The sequence below is a fragment of the Roseomonas acroporae genome, assembly GCF_023223525.1.
Lineage (GTDB): Bacteria > Pseudomonadota > Alphaproteobacteria > Acetobacterales > Acetobacteraceae > Roseomonas_E > Roseomonas_E acroporae.
This window is the reverse complement of sequence record NZ_JALPRX010000093.1, coordinates 1-24344: the sequence shown is the minus strand read 5'-3', so window position 1 is coordinate 24344 and position 24344 is coordinate 1. Positions and strand designations below refer to the sequence as shown.

General features: G+C 75.2%; 18 protein-coding genes. 6 read left to right on the top strand and 12 right to left on the bottom strand.

Annotated features, from left to right (window positions below; translation table 11 throughout):
• The first annotated feature begins 85 nt into the window (after positions 1-85).
• Positions 86-1339: a serine hydrolase domain-containing protein gene (locus tag M0638_RS20070; RefSeq protein ID WP_248668791.1), complete on the top strand. Its 1254-nt coding sequence runs from the start codon at positions 86-88 to the stop codon at positions 1337-1339.
• Positions 1340-1462: 123 nt separating this feature from the next.
• On the opposite strand, the gene M0638_RS20065 is transcribed toward M0638_RS20070, so the two are convergent.
• From M0638_RS20065 to M0638_RS20050, 4 genes are all read right to left on the bottom strand, one after another.
• The gene (locus tag M0638_RS20065) at positions 1463-2443 is read right to left on the bottom strand and encodes a tripartite tricarboxylate transporter substrate-binding protein (protein WP_248668790.1); all 981 of its coding nucleotides are present in this window, start codon (positions 2441-2443) and stop codon (positions 1463-1465) included.
• A gap of 242 nt (positions 2444-2685) precedes the next feature.
• Complete coding sequence (locus tag M0638_RS20060) at positions 2686-3852, bottom strand: acyl-CoA dehydrogenase family protein (RefSeq protein WP_248668789.1); 1167 nt, start codon at positions 3850-3852, stop codon at positions 2686-2688.
• Positions 3849-6092, bottom strand: coding sequence for an acetate--CoA ligase family protein (locus tag M0638_RS20055; RefSeq protein ID WP_248668788.1), 2244 nt, complete (start codon positions 6090-6092; stop codon positions 3849-3851). Before M0638_RS20055 ends, M0638_RS20060 begins: the two co-directional genes overlap by 4 nt.
• Positions 6093-6105: 13 nt before the next feature.
• Positions 6106-6933 carry an enoyl-CoA hydratase/isomerase family protein gene (locus M0638_RS20050; RefSeq protein WP_248668787.1) on the bottom strand — a complete coding sequence of 276 codons (828 nt, stop codon included), beginning with the start codon at positions 6931-6933 and terminating at the stop codon, positions 6106-6108.
• Between the two features lie 124 nt (positions 6934-7057).
• Here M0638_RS20050 and M0638_RS20045 point away from each other — a divergent pair, with 124 nt between their 5' ends.
• The 4 genes from M0638_RS20045 to M0638_RS20030 all read left to right on the top strand — a co-directional run bounded on the left by M0638_RS20045 (position 7058) and on the right by M0638_RS20030 (position 12536).
• Positions 7058-8509: an MmgE/PrpD family protein gene (locus M0638_RS20045; protein ID WP_248668786.1), complete on the top strand. Its 1452-nt coding sequence runs from the start codon at positions 7058-7060 to the stop codon at positions 8507-8509.
• 291 nt (positions 8510-8800) lie between these two features.
• On the top strand, positions 8801-9598 hold the full coding sequence (locus M0638_RS20040; RefSeq protein ID WP_248668785.1) for a 2Fe-2S iron-sulfur cluster-binding protein: 798 nt from the start codon (positions 8801-8803) through the stop codon (positions 9596-9598).
• Entirely contained in the window at positions 9595-11226 is a 1632-nt protein-coding gene (locus M0638_RS20035) for an FAD-binding protein (protein WP_248668784.1), read from the top strand. The genes M0638_RS20040 and M0638_RS20035 overlap by 4 nt, the downstream gene beginning before the upstream one ends.
• Positions 11223-12536 (top strand): NADH-ubiquinone oxidoreductase-F iron-sulfur binding region domain-containing protein, encoded by a 1314-nt coding sequence (locus M0638_RS20030; RefSeq protein ID WP_248668783.1) that lies wholly within the window; start codon positions 11223-11225, stop codon positions 12534-12536. Before M0638_RS20035 ends, M0638_RS20030 begins: the two co-directional genes overlap by 4 nt.
• Before the next feature lie 99 nt (positions 12537-12635).
• Here the strand turns inward: M0638_RS20030 and M0638_RS20025 are convergent, their stop codons facing one another.
• The 5 genes from M0638_RS20025 to M0638_RS20000 all read right to left on the bottom strand — a co-directional run bounded on the left by M0638_RS20025 (position 12636) and on the right by M0638_RS20000 (position 17453).
• On the bottom strand, positions 12636-13577 hold the full coding sequence (locus M0638_RS20025; RefSeq protein WP_248668782.1) for a polysaccharide deacetylase family protein: 942 nt from the start codon (positions 13575-13577) through the stop codon (positions 12636-12638).
• Positions 13578-13587: 10 nt separating this feature from the next.
• The gene (locus M0638_RS20020; protein WP_248668781.1) at positions 13588-14709 is read right to left on the bottom strand and encodes an FAD-dependent monooxygenase; all 1122 of its coding nucleotides are present in this window, start codon (positions 14707-14709) and stop codon (positions 13588-13590) included.
• Positions 14710-15117: 408 nt separating this feature from the next.
• Positions 15118-15759, bottom strand: coding sequence for a hypothetical protein (locus M0638_RS20015; RefSeq protein ID WP_248668780.1), 642 nt, complete (start codon positions 15757-15759; stop codon positions 15118-15120).
• A 162-nt stretch (positions 15760-15921) separates the two neighbouring features.
• Complete coding sequence (locus M0638_RS20010) at positions 15922-16539, bottom strand: hypothetical protein (protein WP_248668779.1); 618 nt, start codon at positions 16537-16539, stop codon at positions 15922-15924.
• 332 nt (positions 16540-16871) lie between these two features.
• Positions 16872-17453 carry a hypothetical protein gene (locus M0638_RS20000; RefSeq protein WP_248668778.1) on the bottom strand — a complete coding sequence of 194 codons (582 nt, stop codon included), beginning with the start codon at positions 17451-17453 and terminating at the stop codon, positions 16872-16874.
• A 408-nt stretch (positions 17454-17861) separates the two neighbouring features.
• On the opposite strand from M0638_RS20000, the gene M0638_RS19995 reads away from it, so the two are divergent.
• A complete protein-coding gene (locus M0638_RS19995) occupies positions 17862-20372 on the top strand; it encodes a cellulase family glycosylhydrolase (protein ID WP_248668777.1) in 2511 nt (836 codons plus the stop codon).
• A 52-nt stretch (positions 20373-20424) separates the two neighbouring features.
• On the opposite strand, the gene M0638_RS19990 is transcribed toward M0638_RS19995, so the two are convergent.
• The 3 genes from M0638_RS19990 to M0638_RS19980 all read right to left on the bottom strand — a co-directional run bounded on the left by M0638_RS19990 (position 20425) and on the right by M0638_RS19980 (position 24089).
• A complete protein-coding gene (locus M0638_RS19990) occupies positions 20425-21300 on the bottom strand; it encodes an SDR family oxidoreductase (RefSeq protein ID WP_248668776.1) in 876 nt (291 codons plus the stop codon).
• A gap of 271 nt (positions 21301-21571) precedes the next feature.
• The gene (locus tag M0638_RS19985; protein ID WP_248668775.1) at positions 21572-22555 is read right to left on the bottom strand and encodes a 2-dehydropantoate 2-reductase; all 984 of its coding nucleotides are present in this window, start codon (positions 22553-22555) and stop codon (positions 21572-21574) included.
• 10 nt (positions 22556-22565) lie between these two features.
• Positions 22566-24089, bottom strand: coding sequence for an acyl--CoA ligase (locus tag M0638_RS19980; protein WP_248668774.1), 1524 nt, complete (start codon positions 24087-24089; stop codon positions 22566-22568).
• Positions 24090-24344 lie beyond the last annotated feature (255 nt).

Below are 24344 nucleotides of genomic sequence, written 5' to 3'. Positions count from 1 at the left end.
GGCGGCCGCCGGGGAGGCGACGACCCGCCGGCGCGGCCGTGCCCCGCCGGCGGCCAGCTCCGAACGACACGGCAGGGAACGTGCCATGCAGCGCAGGCGGATGCTTCGGGGGGGCACGCTCGCGGCCTCGCTCCTCGTCCCGGTCGCCGGGGGCAGGGGCCAGGCACCGGGGCAATCCGCCGGGCAGCCGCCGGCGCCGGCCCCGCCCGCCGGCCTGCCGGACGGCGCCGAGCCGCTCGATCCGATCCTGCAACCCTTCCTCGCCAGCCACGGCCTGCCGGCCCTGGCGGCGGCGGTGGTGCGGGCAGGGCGCATCGTCGCCGCCGGCGCGGTCGGCACGCGGCGTGCCGGGGCCGAGATCCCGGTGACGCTCGACGACCGCTTCCACATCGGCTCCGACACCAAGGCGATGACCGCGCTGCTCGCCGCGATCGAGGTGGAGGCGGGGCGGCTGCGCTGGGACGGCACGGTGGCGGAAAGCTTCCCGGAGATGGCCGCGGGCATGGCGGCGGGGCTGGGCGCGGTGACGCTGGCGCAGCTCCTCTCGCACAGCAGCGGCCTGCCCGCCGACGACGCCGCCTTCATCGAGCTGATCGGGCGCTCCTTCACCGTGGACGGCTATCTCAACCTCGACGAGCTTCGCCTCTGGCTGGTGCGGGAATGGTCGGGTCGGCCCCTCGCCTCGGCGCCGGGCACGCGCTTCGCCTACGCCAACATGAACTACGTCATCGCCGGCGCCATGATCGAGCGCGCCGCCGGCCGGACCTGGGAGGAGCTGATCGTCGAGCGCGTGTTCGGGCCGCTCGACCTGCGCACCGCCGGGCTCGGGCCGCAGTCGAGCATGGGCCGGGTGGACGCCCCGCTCGGGCACGCCGTGCGCCCGGACGGCACGCTCAAGCCGATGCTGGCCGGTCCCGACGGTGACGGGCCGGCGATCATCGGGCCGGCCGGCGTCGTGCATCTCTCGGTGCTCGACTTCGCGCGCTGGGCCGGCTGGAACGCGGGGGAGGGGCGGCGCGGCCCGGCCCTGGTGCGGCCGGAGACGCTGCGCCTGCTGCACACGCGGCGCATCGACATGCCGCCGCGCCCGGGCGCCGCGCCCGGCACGCCGGATGGCGGCGGCGCCTACGCGCTCGGCTGGGGCTGGGGGCGCTTCGCCTTCTCGCCCGACCTCTTCCTGACCCACAACGGCTCGAACACCATGAACCTCGCCATGATCGCGCTGCGGCCGGAGCGCGACTTCGGCATGGTGCTCGTGACGAATCTCGGCGACACGCGCGCGGACGCGGCGCTGCGCGCGGCGGCGGCGGCGCTGTACGGGCGCTTCGGGGCCGGCTGAACGCGGGGGCTGCCGCCCTTTTCCTCCGCTCCGGCACCAGTATTCCGCTGGCACCCTGCTGGCGGCGGGACGGCCCGGGAAGCCGGCGGGCCGGACGGCGCCCGCCCGGACGGCGCGGGGGGCCTACAGCACGCCGATCCCGAGCTGCCGCGCCGTTCCGCGCCAGCGCCGCACATCCGCGACGAAGGCGGCCTCGAACCCCGCCACGTCGGCCGGCGCCGCGGTCGCGCCCTCCACCCCCAGGAAGCCCTGGAAGTCCGGCTGCGCGAGCAGGGCGTTCACCTCCCGGTTCAACCGCTCCCGCACCGGCCCGGGCAGGCCGCGCGGGCCGAGCACGCCCCACCACAGATCGACCTCGTAGTCGATGCCCGTCGCCTCGCGCACCGTCGGCACGCCGGGCGCGAAGGCCATGCGGCGCGCCCCGGTCCCGGCCAGCACCGGCAGCCGGCCCGCTTCCACCATGCCCCGCACCGAGGCGAGGGTGGTGATCAGGAAGTCGAGCCGCCCGCCGGCCAGATCGGTCTGCGCCGGGGCGATCCCGGGATAGGGGATGCCCTCCATGCGCAGCCCGGCCGCCTGGTTGAACAGCTCCATGGTGAAGTGCCCGATGCCGCCGATGCCGGCATGGCCGTACTGCAGCGCGCCGGGCTGCTCGCGGGCGCGGCGCACCAGCCCGGCCATGTCCTCCAGGCCGCCGGGCCGGCCGACGATCATCATCGGCGCGGTGCAGAGCCGGGCGACCGTGTCGAAGCTGCCGATCGCGTCGTAGGGCGTGCGCAGGATGGTGGAGCTGGTGGCGAAGGTGGACGAGCAGAACAGCAGCGTATGGCCGTCCGGCGCGGCGCCCGCGACGAAGCCGGCACCGATGCTGCCCGACGCGCCCGGCCGGTTCTCGACGATCACCGTCTGCCCGAGCGCCCTGCCCAGGCCCTCGGCGAGCGGCCGGGCGATGGCGTCGTTGCTGCCGCCCGGCGTGTAGGGCACGACGAGGCGGAGCGGCTGGCCCGGCCAGGGCACGGCGGCGCGGCCGGTGCCGGCCCGCAGCGCCGCCGCGCCGGCGGCCGCGCCGCCGAGCAGGCGGCGCCGGGTGAATTCCTGCGACATGCTGCCTCCCATTCCGCGCGCCCCTTCGGCGCATCACCTCTTGGCGCACACTGCCGGGCGCGTCCCCGGGGCGGACCCTCGGGCGTGCCGTCGCGGCCGCCTCGCCGCGCCGGGCGGCGCCGCCCGGCGCGACGCCGCGGTGGCGCCGGGCGGATCGCGGCTCCGTTCCGGGACGACCCGAGGCGGGGCACGGCGGACGGCACGGCTTCACGCGCCGCCCGCCACCCCGCCGGCGGGGCGCCCTACTCGAATTCCTTCAGCGCGCGCCTGGCGATGCTCATGCGGTGGACCTCGGTCGGCCCCTCGTAGATGCGCATTACCCGCACCTGCTGCGCGAAGAGCTGCAGCGGCAGCTCCTTGGTCATGCCCATCGCGCCGTGGCACTGCATGGCCTGGTCCACCACCGTCTGCGCCATCTCGGTGCCGAACACCTTGATCATCGAGGCCTCCGAGCGCAGGTCGCCGCCCGCGTCGAGCGTCGCGGCCGCCGCCTGCACCATCAGCCGGCAGGCGTGGATCCGCGTCACCGCGTCGGCGATCCACCACTGGATCGCCTGCCGGTCGGCGAGCTTCACGCCGAAGGTGACGCGCTGGTTGGCGTAGTCGCGCATCATCGAGACGGCACGCCGCGCGATGCCGACGCAGCGCGCCCCCACCTGCAGCCGGCGCACGTTGAGGCGAAGCTGCATCGGCGCGTAGCCCTTGCCAACCTCGCCGAGCAGGTTGCGGCCGGGGATTCGGCAATCCTCGAACACCAGCTCGTAGGTGCGCCGGCCGCCGATCATCGGGATCTCGCGCTCGATCACGAAGCCGGGCGTGCCCTTCTCCACGATGAAGGCGGTCATGCCCTCGCCGCGCTTCAGCGGGCCGGTGCGCGCCATGACGATGATGAAGTCGCAGTACGGCACGCGGCTGACCCAGATCTTGCGGCCGTTGATCACCCAGTCCTCGCCGTCCTGCACCGCGCGGGTGATCATTCCCGCCGGGTCGCCGCCGGCGCCGGGCTCGGAGATGGCGATGGCGGACTTCATCTCGCCGCGCGCGTAGGGCTCCAGGTAGCGCTCGCGCTGCCAGGGGCTGGCGACGGCCGAGAGCATGTGCAGGTTGGGGGAATCGGGCGGGAACTCGAAGGGCGTGACGGTGCGCGCCAGCTCCTCCTCCACGCGCAGCAGCGCGGTGGCGGGCAGGCCGGCGCCGCCCATCGCCTCCGGCACGTCGAGGCCCCACAGCCCCAGCTCCCGGCACTTCGCCAGCAGCGGCGCCTCCTCCTCCGGCGTCAGGGCGTACTTCCCGCCCGCCGCCTCGCGCGCCAGCACCGCCGGCTCCAGCGGCAGCAGCTCGCGCGCGACGAATTTCGCGACGAGATCCTGCAGCATCCGGTGTTCGTCGTTCTCCGCCGCGTCGCTCATGGCGTCGCTCCCTCCTCCCGTGCGGCCTCGCCGAGGGCGATCAGGCCATCCACGGCGACCACGCCCTCGCCCTCGCCGCGGACGATGAGCGGATTGATCTCCGCGTCGCGGACCGTAGCCCCGCCGAGGCAGGCGAGCCAGGACATCGCCTCCACCGCCCGCGCCAGCGCCGCCACGTCGCCGCGCGGCAGGTTGCGGTAGCCGTCCAGCACGCGCAGCTCCGGCAGCGCCGCCACCATCTCCCGCGCCGTCGCCGCGTCCACCGGCGCGAGGCGCACCACGAAGGAGCGCCGCAGTTCCGCCAGCACGCCGCCGAGGCCCAGCACCACCACCGGCCCCACCTCGGGGTCGTGCCGGTAGCCCAGGATCACCTCCAGCAGGCCGCGCTGCATCGGCGCCACCAGCACGCCGCGCACCCGCGCCGCCGGGAAGCGGTCGCGCGCCGTGGCGAGCAGGTCGCGCACCGCCGCGCGCACCGCCTCCGCGCCGGCGAGGTTCAGCCGCACCAGCCCGTTCTCGGTCTTGTGCAGGATGTCGGGCGAGAGCAGCTTCGCCGCGACGGGTCCCTCGACCGCGCCGACCTCGTCGGGGCCGCCGACGATGCGGCTGCCCGGCCCCTCGATGCCCAGCGCCTCGAATACCGCGCAGGCTTCCGCCTCGTCCAACGTGTCGCCGCTTTCGCGGCGCGGCAACGTGTCGCCGCCTTCGCGGCGCGGCAACGTGTCGCCGCCTTCGCGGCGCGGCAACGAGTCGCCACCTTCGCGGCGCGGCGTGTCGTGGCCGCCGGCCTGCCGCAGCAGCGCCGCCGCCGCGCGCAGCCGTTCCGGCGGTGCCGTCGCCACCTCGCGCGGCGCGCGCCAGTTCAGCCAGGCGTGCAGCGCGTCGGCGCAGGCTTCCGGCGTGCGGAAGCCGGCGATCCCGGCCTCGTCGCAGAGCCGCAGCGCCGCGTCGGCCTGGGGGGCGGCGAACATCACCACCGGCTTGCCGCCCTCGTAGACGGAGAGGATGTTCTCCTGCACCTGCGCCGGCCGCAGCCGCGCCGTGGAGCCGAGCACCGCCACCACCGCGTCGCAATGATCGGAACGCTGCAGGGCCGTCAGCACCGTCGTGTACTGGCCGCGCCCGCCGCCCATCGGCAGGTCGATCAGCGGCGAGTCCGACAATTCGATGCCCCGGGCCGCCAATTCGGCGCGCATCGCCGGCGGCGGCGGCACCACCTGGTCGCCGAGCAGGCCGAGCCGGTCCACCACCATGGCGGCGCCGCCGCCCGTGCCGGTCAGCACCGAGACGCGGTTGCCCGCCGGCGGCCGCCGGCCGAGCGCGAGGCGCGGCAGCTCCATCAGCCCGTCCAGCGTCTCCACGCGCAGGATGCCGTTCTCGCGGAAGAAGGTGGCGGCCAGCTCGTCCGCGCCGACCATGGCGCCGGTGTGCGAGGCCGCGATCCGCCGGCCGACGTCGGATCGGCCGAGCTTGTAGGCGACGACCGCCTTGCCCAGCGCGTGCGCCCGGCGCGCCGCCCGCGCCAGGGCCGGCGCGTCGCGCAGCGTCTCCAGGAACAGCAGCACGACGCGCGTCGCCGGGTCCTCCACCAGCATCCCGGCGATCTCGCCGACGCCGAGGTCGCACTCGTTGCCGACCGAGACGAGGCGCGAGAAGCCGAGCCCGCGCGCGGCGGCGCGGCTCAGCAGCGCGCCCATCATGCTGCCGCTCTGCGACACCACGCCGAGCCAGCCCGGCGCCAGCGCCTCCGCCTCCACCGCCGCGTTGATGGTCAGCGGCACGCCGTCCGTCACGTTGACGAGGCCGAGGCAATTCGGCCCGAGCAGCCGCACCCGGCCGGCCCGTGCCACCGCGACCACGCGCTCCTGCAACGCCCGTCCCGCCTCGCCCAGCTCCGCGAAGCCGGCGCTGTAGATGGTGGCGACGCGCACGTCCTTCTCGGCGCAGCCGGCGATGGCGTCCGGCACGGCGGCGGCGGGGACCATGACGAAGGCGTGGTCGATCGGGCCGGGGGCGGCGCGTATGTCGGGGAAGGCCGGCACGCCCATCACCTCGGCGCGGCCCGGGTTGACCGGGACGATCCGCCCCGCATAGCCCGCCCGTGCCAGCAGCCGCTGCACGCGCGAATTGTTCTTCGCCTGGTCCGCCGTGGCGCCGATCAGCGCCACGGAGCGCGGGTTGAACAGCGCCTCATCCAACGCCCCGTCCGGTGCCCCATCCAGCGACGTGTCGATCCCCATGCCGTCCACGGCCTCAGCCCCCCTTGAAGACCGGTTCGCGCCGCTCGGCCATGGCGCGCACGCCCTCGCGGTAGTCCTCGGTCTGGCGCTGCCAGGCCTGCTGCTCGAACTCGCGCTCCGTGGCCCGCTCGTACTCGTCGGCGAGGCCGCGGCGCAGCGTCTCGCGCACGCCCTGCACGGCGAGCGGCGCGCTGCCCGCGATCTCGTGCGCCAGCGCCGCCGCCGCCGCGCGCACCTCGGCCTGCGGCACGAGCCGGTCGGCGAGGCCGATCGCCGCGGCCTCCTCGCCGCCGATCCGCCGCCCCGTGTAGAACAGCAGCGCCGCGCGCTGCGCGCCGACGAGGCGCGGCAGCAGCGCCGTCAGCCCGAAGCCCGGGTGGAAGCCGAGCCGCGCGAAATTGGCGGCGAAGCGCGCCTCGGCGCAGGTGACGCGGAAATCCGCCGTGCAGGCGAGGCCGAGCCCGGCGCCGATCGCCGCCCCGTGCACCGCCGCCACCACCGGCTTGCGCGTGCGCAGCAGCCGCGCCGCCTCGCGGTACAGGGTGCGGCCGGTGCGCTCGTCGCGCGGCACGCCGGCGCCGGGGGCGCGGTTGGCGAGGTCGGCGCCGGCGCAGAAGTGGCGCCCCTCGGCGGCCAGCACCACGGCGCGGCAGTCCGGGTCGCGGTCCAGCGCCTCCAGCGCCTCGGCGATGGCGACGAGGCTCGGAAGGTCGAGGTGGTTGTTGGGCGGGCGGCGCAGCAGCACGGTGGCGACGTGCCCCTCGCGGCTGACGCCGACCTCGCCGGCGTCATCCCCGGCATGGTCGGGCGCACGGTCCTGGGCACGATCCGGGTTTTCCATCGGCTGGGCCTGCCTCCCTGCGCTTGCGGTGCGCGTCCCGGCCTTATAATGTTGTCCGGACAAGATGACAACAGGGCATCGACGCCGTCGCATCGGCGTCGCCCGCCGGCGAGGAAACCGCACCATGGACATGCACGAGATCGACCACGCCGGCGCCAGGGGTGCCGCCCGACCTGCCGCCATCGGCCCGACGCGGCAGCTCGCCGGCTTCGTCGCCGGGCTGCGGCTGGAAGCGGTGGACGGCTTCGCCCGCCACGCGGCGCGCCGGCACGTCATCGACACGCTCGGCGCCATGATCGCCGGGGCCACGCAGGAGGCGACCCTGGCCGTGGAGCGCGCCCTGCGCGCCGCCGGCGTCGCGCCGGGGACGGTGCCGGTGCCGGGAGCGGCGGCGCGCCACGACCTGCTCTCCGCCGCCTATGTCGGCGGCACCGCCGGGCACGGGCTGGAGCTGGACGACGGCTACCGCCCCGGCTCGGTGCATCCCGGCACGGTGGTGGTGCCCGCCGCCCTGTCGCTCGCCGTGTCGCGCGGCGCCTCGGGCGCCGACTTCCTGCGCGCCGTGGTCGCGGGCTACGAGGCCGCCTGCCGCATCGCGGCCGCGAGCCATCCGCGCGCCCGCTGGCGCGGCTTCCACAACACCGGCACGGCCGGCGTGTTCGGCGCCGCCGCCGCCGCCGCCAGCCTGCTCGGCTTCGACGCGGCGCGGGCGGAGAACGCCTTCGGCGCCGCCGCCTCCTCGGCGGGCGGGCTGTTCAGCTTCCTGGCCGGCGGCGACGTCAAGCGCACCCATCCCGGCCATGCCGCGCGCGAGGGGCTGCTGGCGGCGCTGCTCACCGAGCAGGGCCTCGCGGGCCCGCCCGGCGTGCTGGAGTTCCGGGAGGGCTACTTCAACGCCTATGCCGGCGGCGATGCGAACAGCCCCGGGGGAGAGGCGGACTACCGCGCGCTCGACCTGCTCGCCGCCGGCGACGACCACCCGCGCTCGCGCTACGCCATCGCCAATTGCTACATGAAGCCGCATGCCTGCTGCCGGCACATCCACGCCGCGATCGACGCCGTGCTCGACATCGTCCGCGCGGAGGACATCGCGGCCGGCGCGGTGGAATCCGTCGCCGCCGGCACCTACGCCGTCGCCGCCGCGCACGGCGCGGTGGGCTGGAGCGAGATGACCACGGCGCAGATGAGCTTTCCCTTCGTGATCGCGACCGCCCTGGCGCGCCGCCGCGTCAGCCTGGCCGATTTCGGCGGGGAGGCGCGCCGCGACCCGTCGATCCTCGCCCTCGCGGCGCGCGTGCGGGTCGCGGTGGATCCGGCGCTCGATGCCGACTACCCGCGCCGGCGCTCGGCCCGGGTGGTGCTGCGCACGAAGGACGGGCGCGAATTCGAGCGGCTGGTGCCCGAGCCCTTCGGCGGCGCCGGCAACCCGCTCGGCGACGACGAGGTGGCGGAGAAATTCCTCGGCCTCGCCACGCCGCGCCTCGGGGCGGAGCGCGCGGCGGCGGCACTGGCGGCGCTGTGGCGCATCGACGAGGTGCCGGAGATGCGGGCGCTGGCGGAGACGCTGGCGGCCTGACCCCGGAAGCCCGCCCATCGGGCCGGCCATCGCCCGGTCGGGCCGGCGATCCGCGCCGCGACCCCGGGGCGGGGAATCCGGCATCGACGGTCCTTCCGCCGGGGCGGGGCCGGGGCGGGGGCAGCGCCGCGGGGCCTCGCCGCGGCCATCCCGGGTCCGCCACCGCCATCCGGCGGCGCGTCCGGGGCGAACCGCCGCCCGGCCGGGTTCGCCCGGGCCCGTCCTGCCGCGGTTTGCTGTAGGCGCGCGCCCCCGCCCGGTGGCATGTGATGGGCGCAGGAGGCATGACCGATGACCGACGCCGCCACCACCGCGCCGCACGACGCCGACGGCATCGGCCTCGTCTTCGACGGCCATGCGATCCGCGCCCGGCCGGGCAGTTCCCTGCTGCAGGCGTGGATTGGGGCCGGGCTGCCGCTGACCGAGAATGTCGGCTGCATGGGCCAGGGCGCCTGCGGCGCCTGCCGGGTGCTGGTGCGGCGCGAGGGCGAGCGGCTGGCCGGCACCGCCCTGGCCTGCGAGACCCTGGCGGCGCCGGGCATGCAGGTGGCCTTCCTCGACCACTTCCCGGCCACCCGTCCCCATGGCTACGCGCTGCGCGAGCTGACCGACAGCTGGACCGCGGTCGACCGGATCGACGCGGTGTTCCCCGAGGCGCGGCATTGCCGCCACTGCGGCGGCTGCGACCGCGCCTGCCCGAAGGGGATCGAGGTGCAGCGCATGGTCAACACCGCCGCCGCCGGGCAGCCCTTCACGGCGGCGGCGCTGTTCGACCGCTGCGTGATGTGCAACCTCTGCGTCGCCGCCTGCCCGGAGCATATCGACCCGGCGCATCTCGGGCAGTTCGTGCGTCGGCTCGGCGCCTCGCTGACGCTGCGGCCCGCCGACCTGATCGCCCGGCTGCGCGAGATCGAGGCGGGCCACCAGCCGATCGACCCCGACGCGCCCGGCGCCAACCCGCCCGCCACCGGCGCGCCCCCAGCCAACCCGTCCCCCGCCAGCCCGCCCCCCGCCAACCCATCCTGGGCGCCGGGCGACGATCCGGGAGCGGCGGCCGGGCGGGCCGTGCCGCCGGGGCGCGTGCCGTGAGCGTCGGCATCCCCTACCCCCAGGCGCTCGCCCGCTGGCGCGCCGCCGCCCCGGCCGCCGCGCGCGAGGGCGCGCTGCCGGTGCCGGACCTGCTGCGCGGCTTCCACCCGGACCACCGGCCCGGCGCGATGGAGCGGCTCGCGGTCGGCATCGGCGCCGGGCTCGACTGCCCGGCGGCGCTGGCGGCGCTGCTCCAGGCCGACTCGCTGCTGGAGGACGTGGACATCGCCGGCGCGCCGATCCTCGATGCCGACGTGCTGGTGATCGGCGGCGGCGGGGCGGGCTGCGTCGCGGCGCTGTCGGCGGCGCGGGCCGGGGCGCGCGTGACCATGGCGACCAAGCTGCGCCTCGGCGACGGCAACACGGTGATGGCCGAGGGCGGCATCCAGGCCGCGGTCGGCGCCGACGACAGCCTCCAGCACCACTTCGAGGACACGCTGCGCGCCGGCCACTTCGCCGCCGACAAGGCGCTGGTGGCGGCGCTGGTGGGCGACGGGCCGGCGGCCATCCGCTGGCTGATCCAGGAGGGCATGAGCTTCGACCTCGCGGAGGAGGCGGGGCATGCCGGCCGCCCCATGGGCGGGCTGCTGCTGCGCAAGAAGCCCGGCGGCGCCACGCGGGCGCGCCTGCTCTCCTACCGCGACTTCACCGGCCTCGAGATGATGCGCGCGCTGCGCGAGGCGACGCTGCTGCAGCCCGGCATCACGATCCTGGAGCGCCACCCGGCGCTGGAGCTGCTGAGCGACGACCGCGGCCGCTGCGCCGGGGCGGTGCTGCACGACCTCGCCCTCGGCCGGCCGGTGCTGGCGCGCGCCGGCGCCACCGTGCTGGCGACCGGCGGGGCGGGGCGGCTGCACATCGCCGGCTTCCCGACCTCCAACCACTACGGCGCGACGGCGGACGGCCTGGTGCTGGCCTACCGGCTCGGCGCCGCGCTGCGCGAGGTGGACAGCTTCCAGTTCCATCCCACCGGCATCGCCTGGCCGACGCATCTGGCCGGCACGCTGGTGAGCGAGGCGGCGCGCGCCTCCGGCGCCACGCTGGTGAACGGGCTCGGCGAGCGTTTCATCCCCGAGCTGGCGCCGCGCGACGTGGTGGCGGCGGCGATGCTGCGCGAGATCGCCGAGGGGCGCGGCGTGGCGCGCGACGGCGCCGTCGGGCTGTTCCTCGACACGCCCGGGCTGGAGCGGGAGAGGCCCGGCATCCTGCGGCACGGCCTCGTCACGCTGACGCATCTCGCGCATCGCGGCGGCTTCGACCCGGCCGAGGAGCCCTTCCTGGTGCGGCCGACGCTGCACTACCAGAACGGCGGCGTCGCCATCGACCCGGCCGGGCGCACCGGCGTGCCCGGGCTGCTGGCGGCGGGCGAGGTGACGGGCGGGCTGCACGGCCGCAACCGGCTGATGGGCAACGCGCTGCTGGAGCTGGTGGCGTTCGGCCGCCGCGCCGGCGCCGCCGCGGCCGGGGCGGCGCGCGACGAGCGGCCGCGCAACGTGGGGCTGACGCATCTGGCGGACTGGCGGCGGGCGCTGGCGGCGCAGGGGCTGCCGCTCTCGCGCAAGGCGCCGATGGTGTTCCCGCCCTACGGCAATTTCGACATCGCCGCGGCGCGGGGGAGGGCGGCGTGACGGTGCTCACCGACGAGGCGCTGTGCGTCGGCGCCGATCTCGACGCCTGGCTGCGCGTCGGCGGCGGCGAGGCGCTGCGGCGGGCGCTGGCGGACCGCGCGGCGGTCATTCCCGCCATCGAGGCCGCCGGGCTGCGCGGCCTCGGCGGCGCCGGCTTCCCGACGCACCGGAAATGGGCGGCGGTCGCGGCGCAGCGCGCGGGAGGAGAGGCGGCGCAGCGCGCGGGGGGAGGAGCGGCGCAGCGCGCGGGAGGAGGAGCGGCGCCGCCGGCGGGGGCGGACGGGAAGTGGATCGTCTGCAACGGCAACGAGGACGAGCCGGGCACCTTCAAGGACCGCTTCCTGCTCACCCGCACGCCGCACCAGGTGATCGAGGGCGCGCTGGTGGCCGCCGCCGCCGTGGGCGCCACGCAGGTCGCGCTCTACGCCAACCCGCGCGAGGCGGTGGCGCTGGCCGTGCTGCGCGAGGCGGCGGCGGCCTGGGCGGGGCACGGATTGCTGGCGGCGCTGTCGGCGGCCCTCGGCGCCGAGGTGCGGTTGCACGTCGTCGAGGGCTCGGGCCTCTACATCGGCGGCGAGGAGACGGCGGCCGTGGCGAGCGTGATGGGCGGCTTCCCGTTCCCCTCGCTGAAGCCGCCCTTCCCGGCCGAGCACGGCGTGCACGGCGCGCCCACCCTCGTCAACAACGTCGAGACGCTGGCGCAGGCGGCGCTGATCCTGCGGATCGGGCCGGAACGCTGGCGCGCGCTGGGGCGCGGCGGGGCGCCGGGCACCAAGCTGTTCTCGCTTTCCGGCGACGTGCTGCGCCCCGGCCTGCACGAGCTGCCCATGGGCACGCCGCTGCGCGAGCTGGTGTTCGACCACGGCGGCGGCATGCTGGCGGGGCGCGCCTTCAAGGCGGTGTTCACCGGCGGCCCCTCCAACACGCTGCTGACGGCGGCCGACCTCGACGCGCCGCTGGACTTCGACAGCCTGCGCGCGCGCGGCTCGCGCCTCGGCACGGGGGCGATGATCGTGGTGGGGGAGGGGACCAGCATCCTGCGCAAGACGGCCGAGTACGTGGCCTTCTTCGCGGCGAATTCCTGCGGCCAGTGCCCGCCCTGCAAGATCGGCACGCACCAGGTCTCGCGCCTGCTGGAGCGGATCGAGGCGGGGCGCGGCCGGCCGGGGGACCTGGAGGCGCTGGAGAACCTGGCGGGGCTGCTGCCGGGCAGCGGGCGCTGCGGGCTGGTGGACGGGGCGGCGACGGTGCTGGCCAGCTCGCTCGCGACCTTCCGGGAGGAGTACGAGCGGGCGCTGGGGCGGGGCTGAGGCGTTCGGGGAAGGCGCCTCTGCCGGGGCGCGGCTCCGGCCTTTTGGTTCTCCGCATTTTCCAGGTCGCCGGGTGAGGACACCCGGCTTGGAAATGCTCTACCGCCCGAGTGCCGCCCAGTGCCGCGCGATGTCGATGCCGCGGCAGAACCACACCCCCTCGTGCCGCCGCATGTGCTCCAGCAGCCGGATCAGCCCCGGGGCGCGCCCCGGCCGCCCGATCAGCCGGTCGTGCAGGCCGATGGAGAGCAGCTTGGGCGAACCCGCCTCGCCCTCGCGGATCAGCAGGTCGAAGGCGTCGCGCATGTAGGTGAAGAAGTCGTCGGCGGTGGAGAAGCCGTTGTTGCCGTCGAAGCGGTTGTCGTTGGCCTCGTAGGAGTAGGGGATGACGAGGTGGTCGCGGCCGGCGACGCGCAGCCGGTAGGGCAGCTCGTCGGCGAGGGAATCGCGGTCGTAGAGGAAGCCGCCCTCCTCGACGAGCAGCCGGCGCGTGTTGGGGCCGGGCCGGCCGGTCATCCAGCCGAGCGGGCGCTCGCCGGTCAGGCGCTCGATGCCTGCGACGGCGAGGCGGATGTGCTCGCGCTCGACATCCTCCGGCACCTCGACGTAGTCGATCCAGCGCCAGCCATGGCTGACGATCTCGTGTCCGCGCGCGACGCAGGCGCGGGCGAGCGCCGGGTTCTGCTCCAGCGCCCGCACCACGCCGAGCACGCTGACCATCACGCCGAATTCGCGGAAGATGTCGAGCAGCCGCCAGGCGCCGCGCCGGCTGCCGTACTCGAACACCGACTCGACCAGCGGGTCGCGCCGGCCCTGGCGCGTGGGCACGCCGATGTCGTTCAGCATCCCCTCGGAGACGGGATCGCCGTTGTAGGGCGTGGATTCGCCGCCGCCCTCGACGTTGAGGTTGAAGTTCACCGCGATGCGCGCGCCGCCGGGCCAGCACGGATCGGGCGGGTGCTCGCCGTAGCCGACGAGGTCGCGCCGCTCCATCGGGTCCGGCATGATCTCCGTCGCAGCCTCCGGCCGGGTTGCGGACATGGCGGCCTCCTCAGGCGAGCGGCGCGGTGCAGACGTCGTGGCCGAAGAACCAGTCGAGCTCGGTCGGGCCGCGCATCCAGCTGTTCTCGATCGAGATGCGCTGCACCTCCGCCACGCGCGGGATGCGCGTCGCGGCGTAGCGCGCGAAGGCGGTCCCGTGGTCGTCGAATTCCGCGAGGCAGCGCGCCAGGACGCCTGCGTCCTCGATGGCGCTGGCGCCGCCGGCGGCCATGTAGGGGCGCACGGCGTGGCAGGCATCGCCGAGCAGCACCGCGCGGCCGGCGTGCCAGCGGTCGTCGCGCGGGCGGTCGCAGATCGGCCAGACCATCACCGTCTCCGCCGCCTCCAGCACGCGGCGCAGGTCGGGATGCGCGTCCTCGAAGCCGGCGAGGAAGCCCGCGCGCGTGCCGGGGACGGAGGTGTCGTCGCCCTCCCAGGAATCGGCGGGGACGGCGGTCATCACGTACACCTCGTCGCGCCGCCCGGTCATGAAGTAGACCAGGACGTGCCGGTCGTCGGCCCACCACTTGGTGCAGTCGCGGATCGGCGGGCCGGGGATGCGCCCGGGCGGGAAGACGGCGCGCATGGCGAGGCGGCCGGTGAAGCGCGGCGGCGCCTCGCCTTGCAGCAGGGCGCGCAGGCGCGAATGGATGCCGTCGGCGCCGACCACGATGTCGGCCTCGGCGGTACCGCCATCGGCGAAGATCAGGCGCAGGTGGTCGTCGCGCTCCTCCAGTCCGGCCAGCCCCTCGCCGAAGCGGATGGTGCCGGGGCGCAGCGCCGATTGCAGCAACGCGTGCAGGTCGGCGCGGTGGATGTTGACGAAGGGGCCGCCGAAGCGCCGCTCGCTGGCCGCGTCGAGGGTCAGCTCGTACAGCGTCTCCCCGGTCGCGATGTCGCGGCTGAGGAAGGAATCGGGGCGGATGCCGGTGGCGACGATGCCCGGCTCCAGCCCGAGCCGGCGCAGCACCTTCACCGCGTTGGCGCTGAGGATGATGCCGGCGCCGATGCGCGCGAAGCCCGTGGCCTGCTCGTGGACGCTGACGTCGAAGCCCCGGCGTTGCAGCAGGCCCGCCAGGGTCAGCCCGCCGAGGCCGGCCCCCACCACCGCGATGCGCGTCGCAGCCCGCATGCCGTCACCCCGCTCCGTTGCCGTACCGGCCATGCCGGCGGGCACGGGCCGGACCGGCATGGCGCCCCGTGCCGGCGGACCGCCGGCCCGGCCGGTGCCGCAGGGCAGCCGGTGGTTCCATGCCGTATTGTTCGATGGCGAAGTTATCGGCGGGCGCCGCCGGGGCCGTCAACCGGTGGCCTGGCAACCGGTGGCTTGGCGACCGGTGGCCTGGCGGCGCCGCCCGAGGGTACGCCGCGGGCGCGGTCCCGGCCCGGCGGCCGGACCACGCGGGCGCTCGACGCCACGCGTGTCATACGGGTCCGCACAAGTGCGGACCCGTCTGATTCGTCGGTCCGGCGCGCGGCCGCCCCACCAACCCCGCGCGCGATACCGGCCTGCACAAGTCAGGACTTGTGCGGGCCGGTATCAGTAGCCCGGCATCCCGCCGCCGAGGCCCGAGGTGGTGAGTCCGCTGCCCTCGATCAGCTCGGGCGAGTTGAAGCGCTCCCAGCGCTGCTCCTCGTCCAGCCGGCGCACCTCCTGCGCCAGCACCGCCGTGGTGTTGGCGGTCTGCGGCAGGGGGGCCACCTCGTTCAGCCGCAGCAGCGTCGCGGCGCCGCCGGCGGGGAAGAGCGGCGGCGCCAGCGCCTGTTCGGCCGCCGCCCGGTCGCCGGCCCGCAGCGCGCGCGCGGCCGCGAGCAGCGCCCGCGACACCGCCGCCGGGTCGGCCTCCGGCGCCGTGCCGAGGGCGCTGCGCAGCTCCAGCCGCGAGGCCGCCAGCTCGAAGGGCAGGGAGGAAGGCAGGGCGCGCCAGCGACCGCCGCGCGCGACGTCGGCGGCGAGGTATTCGAGCTGCGCCGAGGCCTGCGCCGCCTCCGCCGGCCGGCCGGTCAGCCGGCCGCCGCCATCGGCGAAGGCATAGGCGGTGGCGGCGATCGCGGCACGGCCGGGATCGGCCGCGCCGGGGGTCAGGCCGGGCGGGGCGGCGCTCTGGGCCGGCGCGCGCAATTCGGCGCAGCCGGGCAGCAGGAGTGACAGCAGCACGAGCAGGCCGGGGGCGCTGCGCATCTCGTTTCCGTCTCCGTCGCGGCGCAGGGGATGCGGCCGGCTCGCAGGCTTCCGTCCCGCCTTGCGGCAGGATGCGCCGACATCCCCCGTTCCGGCCGGCGCGGCAAGCGATTCGCGCCGCTGGGCATGACGACGGGGCGGCGCGTCCCGGCGCGTCCGGGCTCAGGCGCCGCGGCCGCCGCCCCCGCCCCCGCCGCCACCCCCGCCGCCGCCGTTGTGGTCGTTCTGGTCCATGCGGCGCAACTCCGCCTCGGCCAGCGCCGTGGCGTGGGCGCTGCGCGGCAGCGTCGGCAGCGCCGAGAGCCGGGCCAGCGTGGCCTCGCCGGCGGGGAACACGCCGGGCACCGCGAGAGCCCGCGCCGCCCCGGCCGCGTCGCCGACCCGCAGGCGCGCGGCGGCGGCGTACAGCGCGTCGATCACGGCCTGGGGCGGCGCACCCGGCGCGATGCCGAGGGCCTGGCGCATCTCGGCCCGGGCCTGGCGCAGCTCCAGGCCGGCCAGCGGCGAGAATTCGCGCCAGCGGGCACCGTCCGGGATCTCCGTGGCGAGATATTCGAGCTGCGCCGCGAGGCGCGCCGCCTCCGCCGGGTTGCCGGCCACGCTGGCCGGCGTGCCGAAGCCGTAGGCGGTGGACAGGATGGCGCCGCGCGCCGGATCGCCGGCGCCGATCCGGGCATCCGGCGGCAGCACGGCGTACTCGGCGTTGCCGCCTGCGGCGCAGCCGATCAGGAGCAGCAGCAGGCAGGCCGCGGGATGCTGGCGGGATAGCGGGGCTGGCAAGGTACATCCTCCCGTTGCGTGACTGCCCGTTGCGTGACCGCCGGCCACCGCCTGCCCGCGGGGGGCGCACCTCCGGGGGGCGGCCCGGGGTATGTCCCCCAAGGGGGCGGCCCAAGGGGGCGGCCCAAGGGGGCGGCCCAGGGGGGCAACCGCGGAAGGCGGGCGTGGGGGCGGTCCGGGGGCGGGGACCGGCGGGATGCGCGTCCCGGCCCCGGCGGCCCGGGGTGGCACTTGGTGCCGGCCCTCAGGCCTGCAAGGCGCGGCGGGACCGGTGCCGCGCGGCCGGCGGACGGCGCCGGCCCTTCCACCGGCGCCGGGCGGCCGGCCTCGCGTCAGAAGCTGCCGCCGGGGCGGCCGCGCATGCCGGAAAGGTCGTCGCGCTGCAACTCCTCCTGCGCCAGCACCGTCGCGGCCCGGGTGCGCGGGAGGGGCGGCAGGGCCGAGAGACGCGCCAGGGTCGCGGCGCCGCCCGCGGGGAACAGGTCGGGGCGCAGCGCCTGCTCCGCCCCGGCACGGTCCCCGGCGCGCAGCGCCCGGCTGGCGGCATAGAGCGAGTCGACCACCGCCTGCGGCGGCGCGCCGGGGGCCACGCCCAGCACCTGCCGCAATTCCGCCTGCGCCCCCTGCATCTGCGGCGCGACGATGCCACGGAAGCGGATCCAGCGCGGACCGCTGGCCAGTTCCCCGGCGAGGTACTCGACCTGCGCCACGGCGCGCGCGGCCTCGCCGGGCTGGCCGGACAGCACGGCCGGGGTGCCGAAGGCATAGGCGGTGTTCAGGATCGCCATCCGGGTCGGGTCGCCGGCGCCGCTCACCGCGTCGGGCGGCAGCGCGGCGGTGGGCGGGGCGGGCGGCAGCGCGCAGGCCACGAGCGGCAGGGTGCAGGCGAGGAGGGCGGGCAGGAGGCGTCGCATGTGGCATTCCCTTGGTTTGGCCGACAGGGATCGGCGTTCTTCCCGGACCGGGACGGGATCGCGGCGGCGACCGCCGCCCCCGTCGCCCGCCCCCGACAGCGTCTTCCGCGGGGGACCCCGCATCGGGGCACGCCCGGGTGCGGCCGCAGGATCATCCCATCGCCCCGATCCGTCACGCCCCGCCCAGGCCAGCGGGCCGGCACAATCTGCGGTGGAATCGAAACGTCTTTTTTACAAATATCAATTCCGTGCTATGAAACAACAACCGTCGGGTGGGCAGGATGCCTCTGGGGGTTCCGCAACGGCGGTGGTCCGTGCCGCGCGATGGGGCGGGGCACGGCACCGATCGCACTGGCCGTACCGTCCTGCCGTCCCCGGCATGCGGGGTCGCGGCCGAGGAGAGGATGCATGGCCGGTACGGCGCAGTACTCGCTGCAGAGCAAATGGAACAACGGTCTGGTCGGCAACGTCGCCGTGACCGCCGACGGGACGGGGCTGGACGGCTGGACCGCCGAATTCGACGCACCCTTCGCGATCACCAGCATCTGGGGCGCCGAGATCGTCAGCAGCGTGGGCGGCCATTACGTGGTGCGCTCCCTGTCCTGGAATTCGAAGCTCGCCGCGGGCCAGTCCGCGAGCTTCGGCTTCCAGGCCGCCACCACGGGGACGGACACCGACATCTCGGGCCTCGCCCTGGGCGGCGGCGGCACCGTCACGCCGAGCCTGCCCGCCCTCAGCGTGACCGACGCCTCGGTGACGGAAGGGGATGCCGGCACCAGGGTGCTGACCTTCGCGGTCACGCTGGACAAGGCGTCGGCCTCGGCGGTGACGGTGCACTACGCCACGGCGGACGGCACGGCGCAGGCGGGCAGCGACTACGTGGCGGCGGCGGGGGACCTGACCTTCGCGGCGGGCGAGACGAGCAAGGCGGTCTCGGTCACGATCAACGGCGACACCGCCTACGAGGCGAACGAGACCCTCACCCTGGCCCTCTCCGCGCCGGGCGGCGCCACGCTGGGCCGGGCGACGGCCACCGGCACCATCGTCAACGACGACGCGGCGCCGCTGCCGACCCTCAGCGTCGACAGCGTCTCGGTGGCGGAAGGCAATCCCGTCACGACCGGCGGCACCGGCGCGGTCGGCTTCTTCCACACCAGCGGCAACCAGATCCTCGACGAGGCCGGCCAGGTCGTGCGGATCGCCGGCGTCAACTGGTTCGGGCTGGAATCCACGAACTACGCGCCGCACGGGCTCTGGGCGCAGGGCTACAAGACGATGATGGACCAGATGGTCCAGCTCGGCTTCAACACCATCCGCCTGCCCTTCTCCACCGACCTGCTGCACAACACGGGCACGCCGAACGGCATCGACTTCGGCAAGAACCCCGACCTGCAGGGCCTCACCGGCCTGCAGATCATGGACCGGATCGTCGAGTATGCCGGCGAGATCGGCCTGCGCATCATCCTCGACCACCACCGTAGCAGCGCCGGCGCCGGCACCTCCGAGAACGGCCTGTGGTACGACGCGCAGCATTCCGAGGGGCAGTGGGTGTCGGACTGGGCGATGCTCGCCGCGCGCTACGCCGGCAACTCGACGGTGATCGGCGCCGACCTGCACAACGAGCCCTACAACGGCGTCTGGGGCGGCAACGGCGTGAACGACTGGACGGCGGCGGCCGAGAAGGCTGGCAACGTCGCGCTCGCCGCCAACCCGAACTGGCTGATCTTCGTCGAGGGAGTCTCCGACTACCAGGGCAACAACTACTGGTGGGGCGGCAACCTGATGGGCGTCAGGGACGACCCGATCGTGTTGAACGCGCCCGGCCACCTCGTCTACTCGGTGCACGACTACCCGAACTCGATCTACAGCCAGCCCTGGTTCAACACCGCCGACTTCCCGAACAACCTGCCGGCGAAGTTCGACCAGATGTGGGGCTACATCTACAAGCAGGACATCGCGCCGGTCTATGTCGGCGAGCTGGGCAGCAAGCTGACCGATCCCAAGGACCTCGCCTGGCTGCAGAAGATCACCGCCTACCTCGCGGGCGACCTCGACGGCAACGGCACGACCGACATCCCGGCGGGAGAGGAGGGGCCGAGCTGGACCTGGTGGTCCTGGAACCCCGATTCCGGCGACACGGGCGGCATCCTCCAGGACGACTGGAGCACCGTGAACACCGGCAAGGTGGCGGCGCTGCAGCCCATCATGTTCGACCTGGGCGAGAACACGGGCACCGGCGCCAGCGCCAAGCTCGCCATGTTCACCGTCTCGCTTTCCACGGCCGCGATGGGGACCGTCACGGTGGACTACCACACCGAGCCGGGCACCGCGGGCGCCGACGACTTCACGGCGATCGCCGGCACCCTGACCTTCGCGCCGGGCGAGCGGAGCAAGACGATCGGCGTCACCATCCTCGGCGACACCGCGGACGAGGTGGACGAGACCTTCTCGCTGGTTCTGTCCAACCCGCACGGCGCGACCATCACGACCGGCACCGGCACCGCCACCATCCTCGACGACGACGGGGCGTCCACGCCGACCACCCCCACAACACCGACCACCCCCACAACACCCACCACGCCGACCGAGCCCACCACGCCGACGACCCCCACCACGCCGACGACGCCCTCCGGCGGGCTGCAGGGCAGCTTCGCCACCGGCAGCGTCTGGGGCGACGGCTTCACCGCCAATGTCGGCGTGCACAACGGCGGCAGCGGCGTGCAGGAATGGCACCTGACCCTGCACATGGCCTACACGATCACCAACATCTGGAACGCCGAGATCCTGTCGCACAACGGCGACACCTACGTGATCGGCAACGCCGCCTGGAACGGCGCGCTGGGCGCCAACGCCGATGCCGGCTTCGGCTTCCAGGCCAGCGGCAACTACGCGGCGGGCAGCGTGGAGCTGTTCTTCTGAGGGAACGGCCTTCCGGGGGAAGGGCGGGGCGCGTCGGCGCGCCCCGCCCGGTTCAGCCGCGCCAGCGGGCCGCCATCTCCGCCGCGAAGTCGCGGTAGTCGCGCGGCGCGCGGCCGAGCAGCGCGGCCAGCCTCTCCACGCCGCCGGGCGCGGGCAGCATGCCGTCCTGCTGGAAGCGGCGCACCATGCAGCGCATGTCGTAGGCCATCCAGCCGGGCGAACGTTTCGCGCTGGCCTGCTCGAAGGCGTCGAGGTCGTCGCCGCCGTAGCGGACCGGCCTGCCGAGCGCCGCCGACCAGATCGCGGCGATCCCCTCGCCGGTCAGCGGCTCCGGCCCCGCCACCTCGATCACCTCGCGCGGCAGCGGATCGGCCGAGCGCTCGCGCCGCAGCAGCGCGTGCGCCGCCGTGGCGGCGATATCGCCCGCATCCACCATCTGCACCCCGACGCCGCCGACCGGCATCGGATAGACGCCGCCGTGCAGGATCGCCTCCTTCATCGAGGCGTCGTTCTGCATGAAGTAGGCGGGGCGCAGCACCGTGGCGGGCAGGTCGAGCTGCCCGATCATGCGCTCGACCGTGTACTTGCCGGTGAAATGCGGCACGTCGGTGAAGTGCTCGGCCCGCAGAACGGAGAAGTAGACGAAGCGGCGTATGCCCGCCTCGCGCGCCAGGCTCAGCGTGACCAGCGCCTGGGTCAATTCGTCCGGGACCACGGCGTTCAGCAGGAACAGCGTGTCGACGCCCGAAAGGGCCGCGCGCATCGCCGGGACGTCGAGCAGGTCGCCCTTTACCGGCGTCACGCCGGGGGGGAATTCCGCCTCCTCCGGCTTGCGTGCCAGGGCGCGCACCGAAGCGCCCGAATCGGCCAGGATCTTCACGATGCGTCCGCCGATCGTGCCGGTGCTACCCGTGACGAGGATCGTCATGGCATGCTCCTTGTATCGTTCAGGGGGGCGCGCGGGGCCGGCGTACCCTGCCAACGCGGCGGGCCGCTGGTCGTTCCGGCCCACCCGCGGCGATCCCGGCTCTCGACCGGCCGTTGCCGCCGGGCGCGGTCGCCCGGCCCGGCGCTGCCGCACGCGCGCGGAAGATCGGCCGGCCGGTCCTGCGGAAGGGGGCTTCACCTCCCGCCGGTGATCCCCCGGCGCGGGCGCCGGGGCGGGGCCCCGGTTGGGTCCGCGGCCGCCGCCATCGGCGTCACTGCGGGTAGCAGCCCGCCACCTTCGCCCGCGCCCGCACCAGCGCCAGCACCGCCCCGCAGATCGGCACCGGCACCTCGACGAGATCGGCGAGTTCCACCACCGAGCCGAGCAGCGCCTCGATCTCCATCGGCCGGCCGCGCTCCAGGTCCTGGAGCATCGAGGTCTTGTGCGCACCCACCTCGGCGCCGCCGGCCAGGCGCTTGTCCACGTCGATGCCGAAGCGGACGCCGAGCCGCGTGCCCACCTCCTGTGCCTCCAGCATCATGTCGCGCGCCACCTCGTGCAGCCCGGGATCGGCCAGCAGCACGTCCAGCGTCACGCCGGTCAGCGCGCTGACCGGGTTGAAGGTGAGGTTGCCCCAGAGCTTCACCCAGATCTCGTCGCGGATGCGCGGCCGCACCGGCGCCTTGAAGCCGGCGCCGATCAGCGCCTCGGAGAGCGCCGCGATGCGTGGCGTGCGGGTGCCGTCCGGCTCGCCCAGGGTGAAGCGGTCGCCATAGGTGTGCTCGATCACGCCCGGCTCGGGCACCTCGGCCGCCGGGTAGACCACGCAGCCGATGGCGCGCGAGGGATGCAGCAGTTCCCACAGCGTCCCGCCCGGGTCGACGCTCTCGACGCGCCGGTCCTCGTAGGGGCCGGGCAGCTTGTAGAAGTACCACCACGGGATGCCGTTCACCGCCGAGACCACCGCCGTCTCCGGCCCCAGCAGCGGCTGCATCTGCACGGCCGCCGCCGGCAGCGAGTGCGCCTTCAGCGTCACCACCACGTAGTCCTGCGGCCCGGCCTCCTCGGCGGTCGCGACGCAGCGCGGCCGCGCCACGACCTCCTCGCCGCCGCTGCGCAGGCGCACGCCGTGCGCCTGCATGGCGGCGAGGTGCGGGCCGCGCGCGATGAACGTCACCTCGGCCTTGCCCGCCGCGGCCAGCTTGGCCCCCATCAGCCCGCCGATCGCGCCGGCGCCGAAGATGCAGATCCTCATCGTGCCGCCCTCACGCCGTGACGCCGAGCTTCTCGGCGAGACCGATTCGCATCAGCTTGCCCGTGGCGCCCTTCGGGATCTCGGCCAGGAACACGACCTTCCGCGGCACCTTGAAGTCGGCCAGCGTCTTCGCGACGTGGTCGCGCAGCTCGCGCTCCGTCGCCTGCATGCCCTCGCGCAGCACGACGGCGGCGCCGACCTCCTCGCCCAGCACCTTGTGCGGGATGCCGAAGCACAGCGCCTGCGCCACGGCCGGGTGCTCGGAGAGCACGCCGTCCACCTCCAGCGGGCTGACCTGCTCGCCGCCGCGCTTGATGAGTTCCTTGAGCCGCCCCGTCAGCTGCAGGTAGCCGTCCTCGTCCAGCATCCCCTGGTCGCCCGTGCGGAACCAGCCGTCGTGGAACGCCTTGGCGTTGGCCTCCGGGTTGGCCTCGTAGCCGAGCGTCACGTTGGGGCCGCGGATCACCACCTCGCCGATCTCGCCCTGCGGCAGGATGGAGCCGTCATCGGCCATGATCGCGACCTCGGGGCCCGCCGGCAGGCCGACGATGCCGGGCTTGCGCGGGCGCGGCGGCAGCGGGTTGCTGGCCATCTGGTGCGCCGCCTCGGTCATGCCGTAGCTCTCCAGCACCGGGGCGCCGAAGGCCGCCTCCATGTCGCGCATCGCCTGCGCCGGCAGCGAGGCGGAGGAGGAGCGGATGAAGCGCAGCGGCGCGCGGGCGATGATCTCGGCGTTGCGCTCGGCGCGCGCCAGGATGGTCTGGTGCATGGTCGGCACCGCCGTGTACCAGGTGGGCCGCTCCGCATCGAGCCAGGCGAAGAACTTCAGCGCGTTGAATCCCGGCGTGCAGATCACCGCGCCCCCCGCGCCGAGCGAGGCCAGCACCGCCGCGATCAGCCCGTGGATGTGGAACAGCGGCATGATGTTGAGGCAGGCATCCTGCGGGCCGAGTTCCAGCGTCGCGCCGATGTGGCGGGCCGAGGCGGTGACGTTGGTCTGCGTCAGCGGCACGATCTTCGGCCGCGCCGTGGTGCCGGAGGTGTGCAGCACCAGCGCCACGTCCTCGGGCTCGGCGTAGCCGAGGTTCAGCGCGCGGCCCGGCGTGCCGCCGGTCAGCGTGAAGCTGCCCGCCCCCGCTTCCGTTTCCGGCACCAGCGTCAGCACCGGCACGCCGAGGCGCTCGGCCACCGCGCGCGCCGGGCTCTCGAAGCCTTCCGGCAGGATCAGCGCGCGGGCCTTGAGGTCGGTCAGGTAGAACTCGAACTCCTCGGCGCGGTAGGCGGGGTTGAGCGGCGCGGTGGTGGCGCCGGCGGCGACGGTGACGAAGGCGGCCGCCATCTCCGGCCCGTTGGGCAGCACCATCGCCACCCGGTCGCCGCGGCCGATGCCGAAGCCGTTCAGCGTCGCCACGGTGCGCTCGGCGAGCGCGCGCAGCGCGGCGTAGGTCAGCGGGGCGCGCTCCGGCGCGCGGATGGCGGGGCGCTCGGCCTCGCCTACCTGCAACAGCTCGAAGACGGTGCGGAACTCGGGCATGAAATACGTTCTCTCCGGGTCGTTCCGGCTCGCCGCGGGGCGGCGGCACGGGGTGGCCGAGGGCGCACGTCACCCCGCGACGAGGCGGGGCACCGGGCGTGGTCTGGCCCGGACGGCGTGCGTCCGGGCCGGTCTGCTCATCCGGCGGCGGCAGGCTAGAGCATTTTCAAGCCGGGTGTACTCACCCGGCGACTCCGAAAACGCGAAAAGCCAGAAGGCTGGAGCCGTTCCGGCCCGATACGGTCAGGCCGGAAC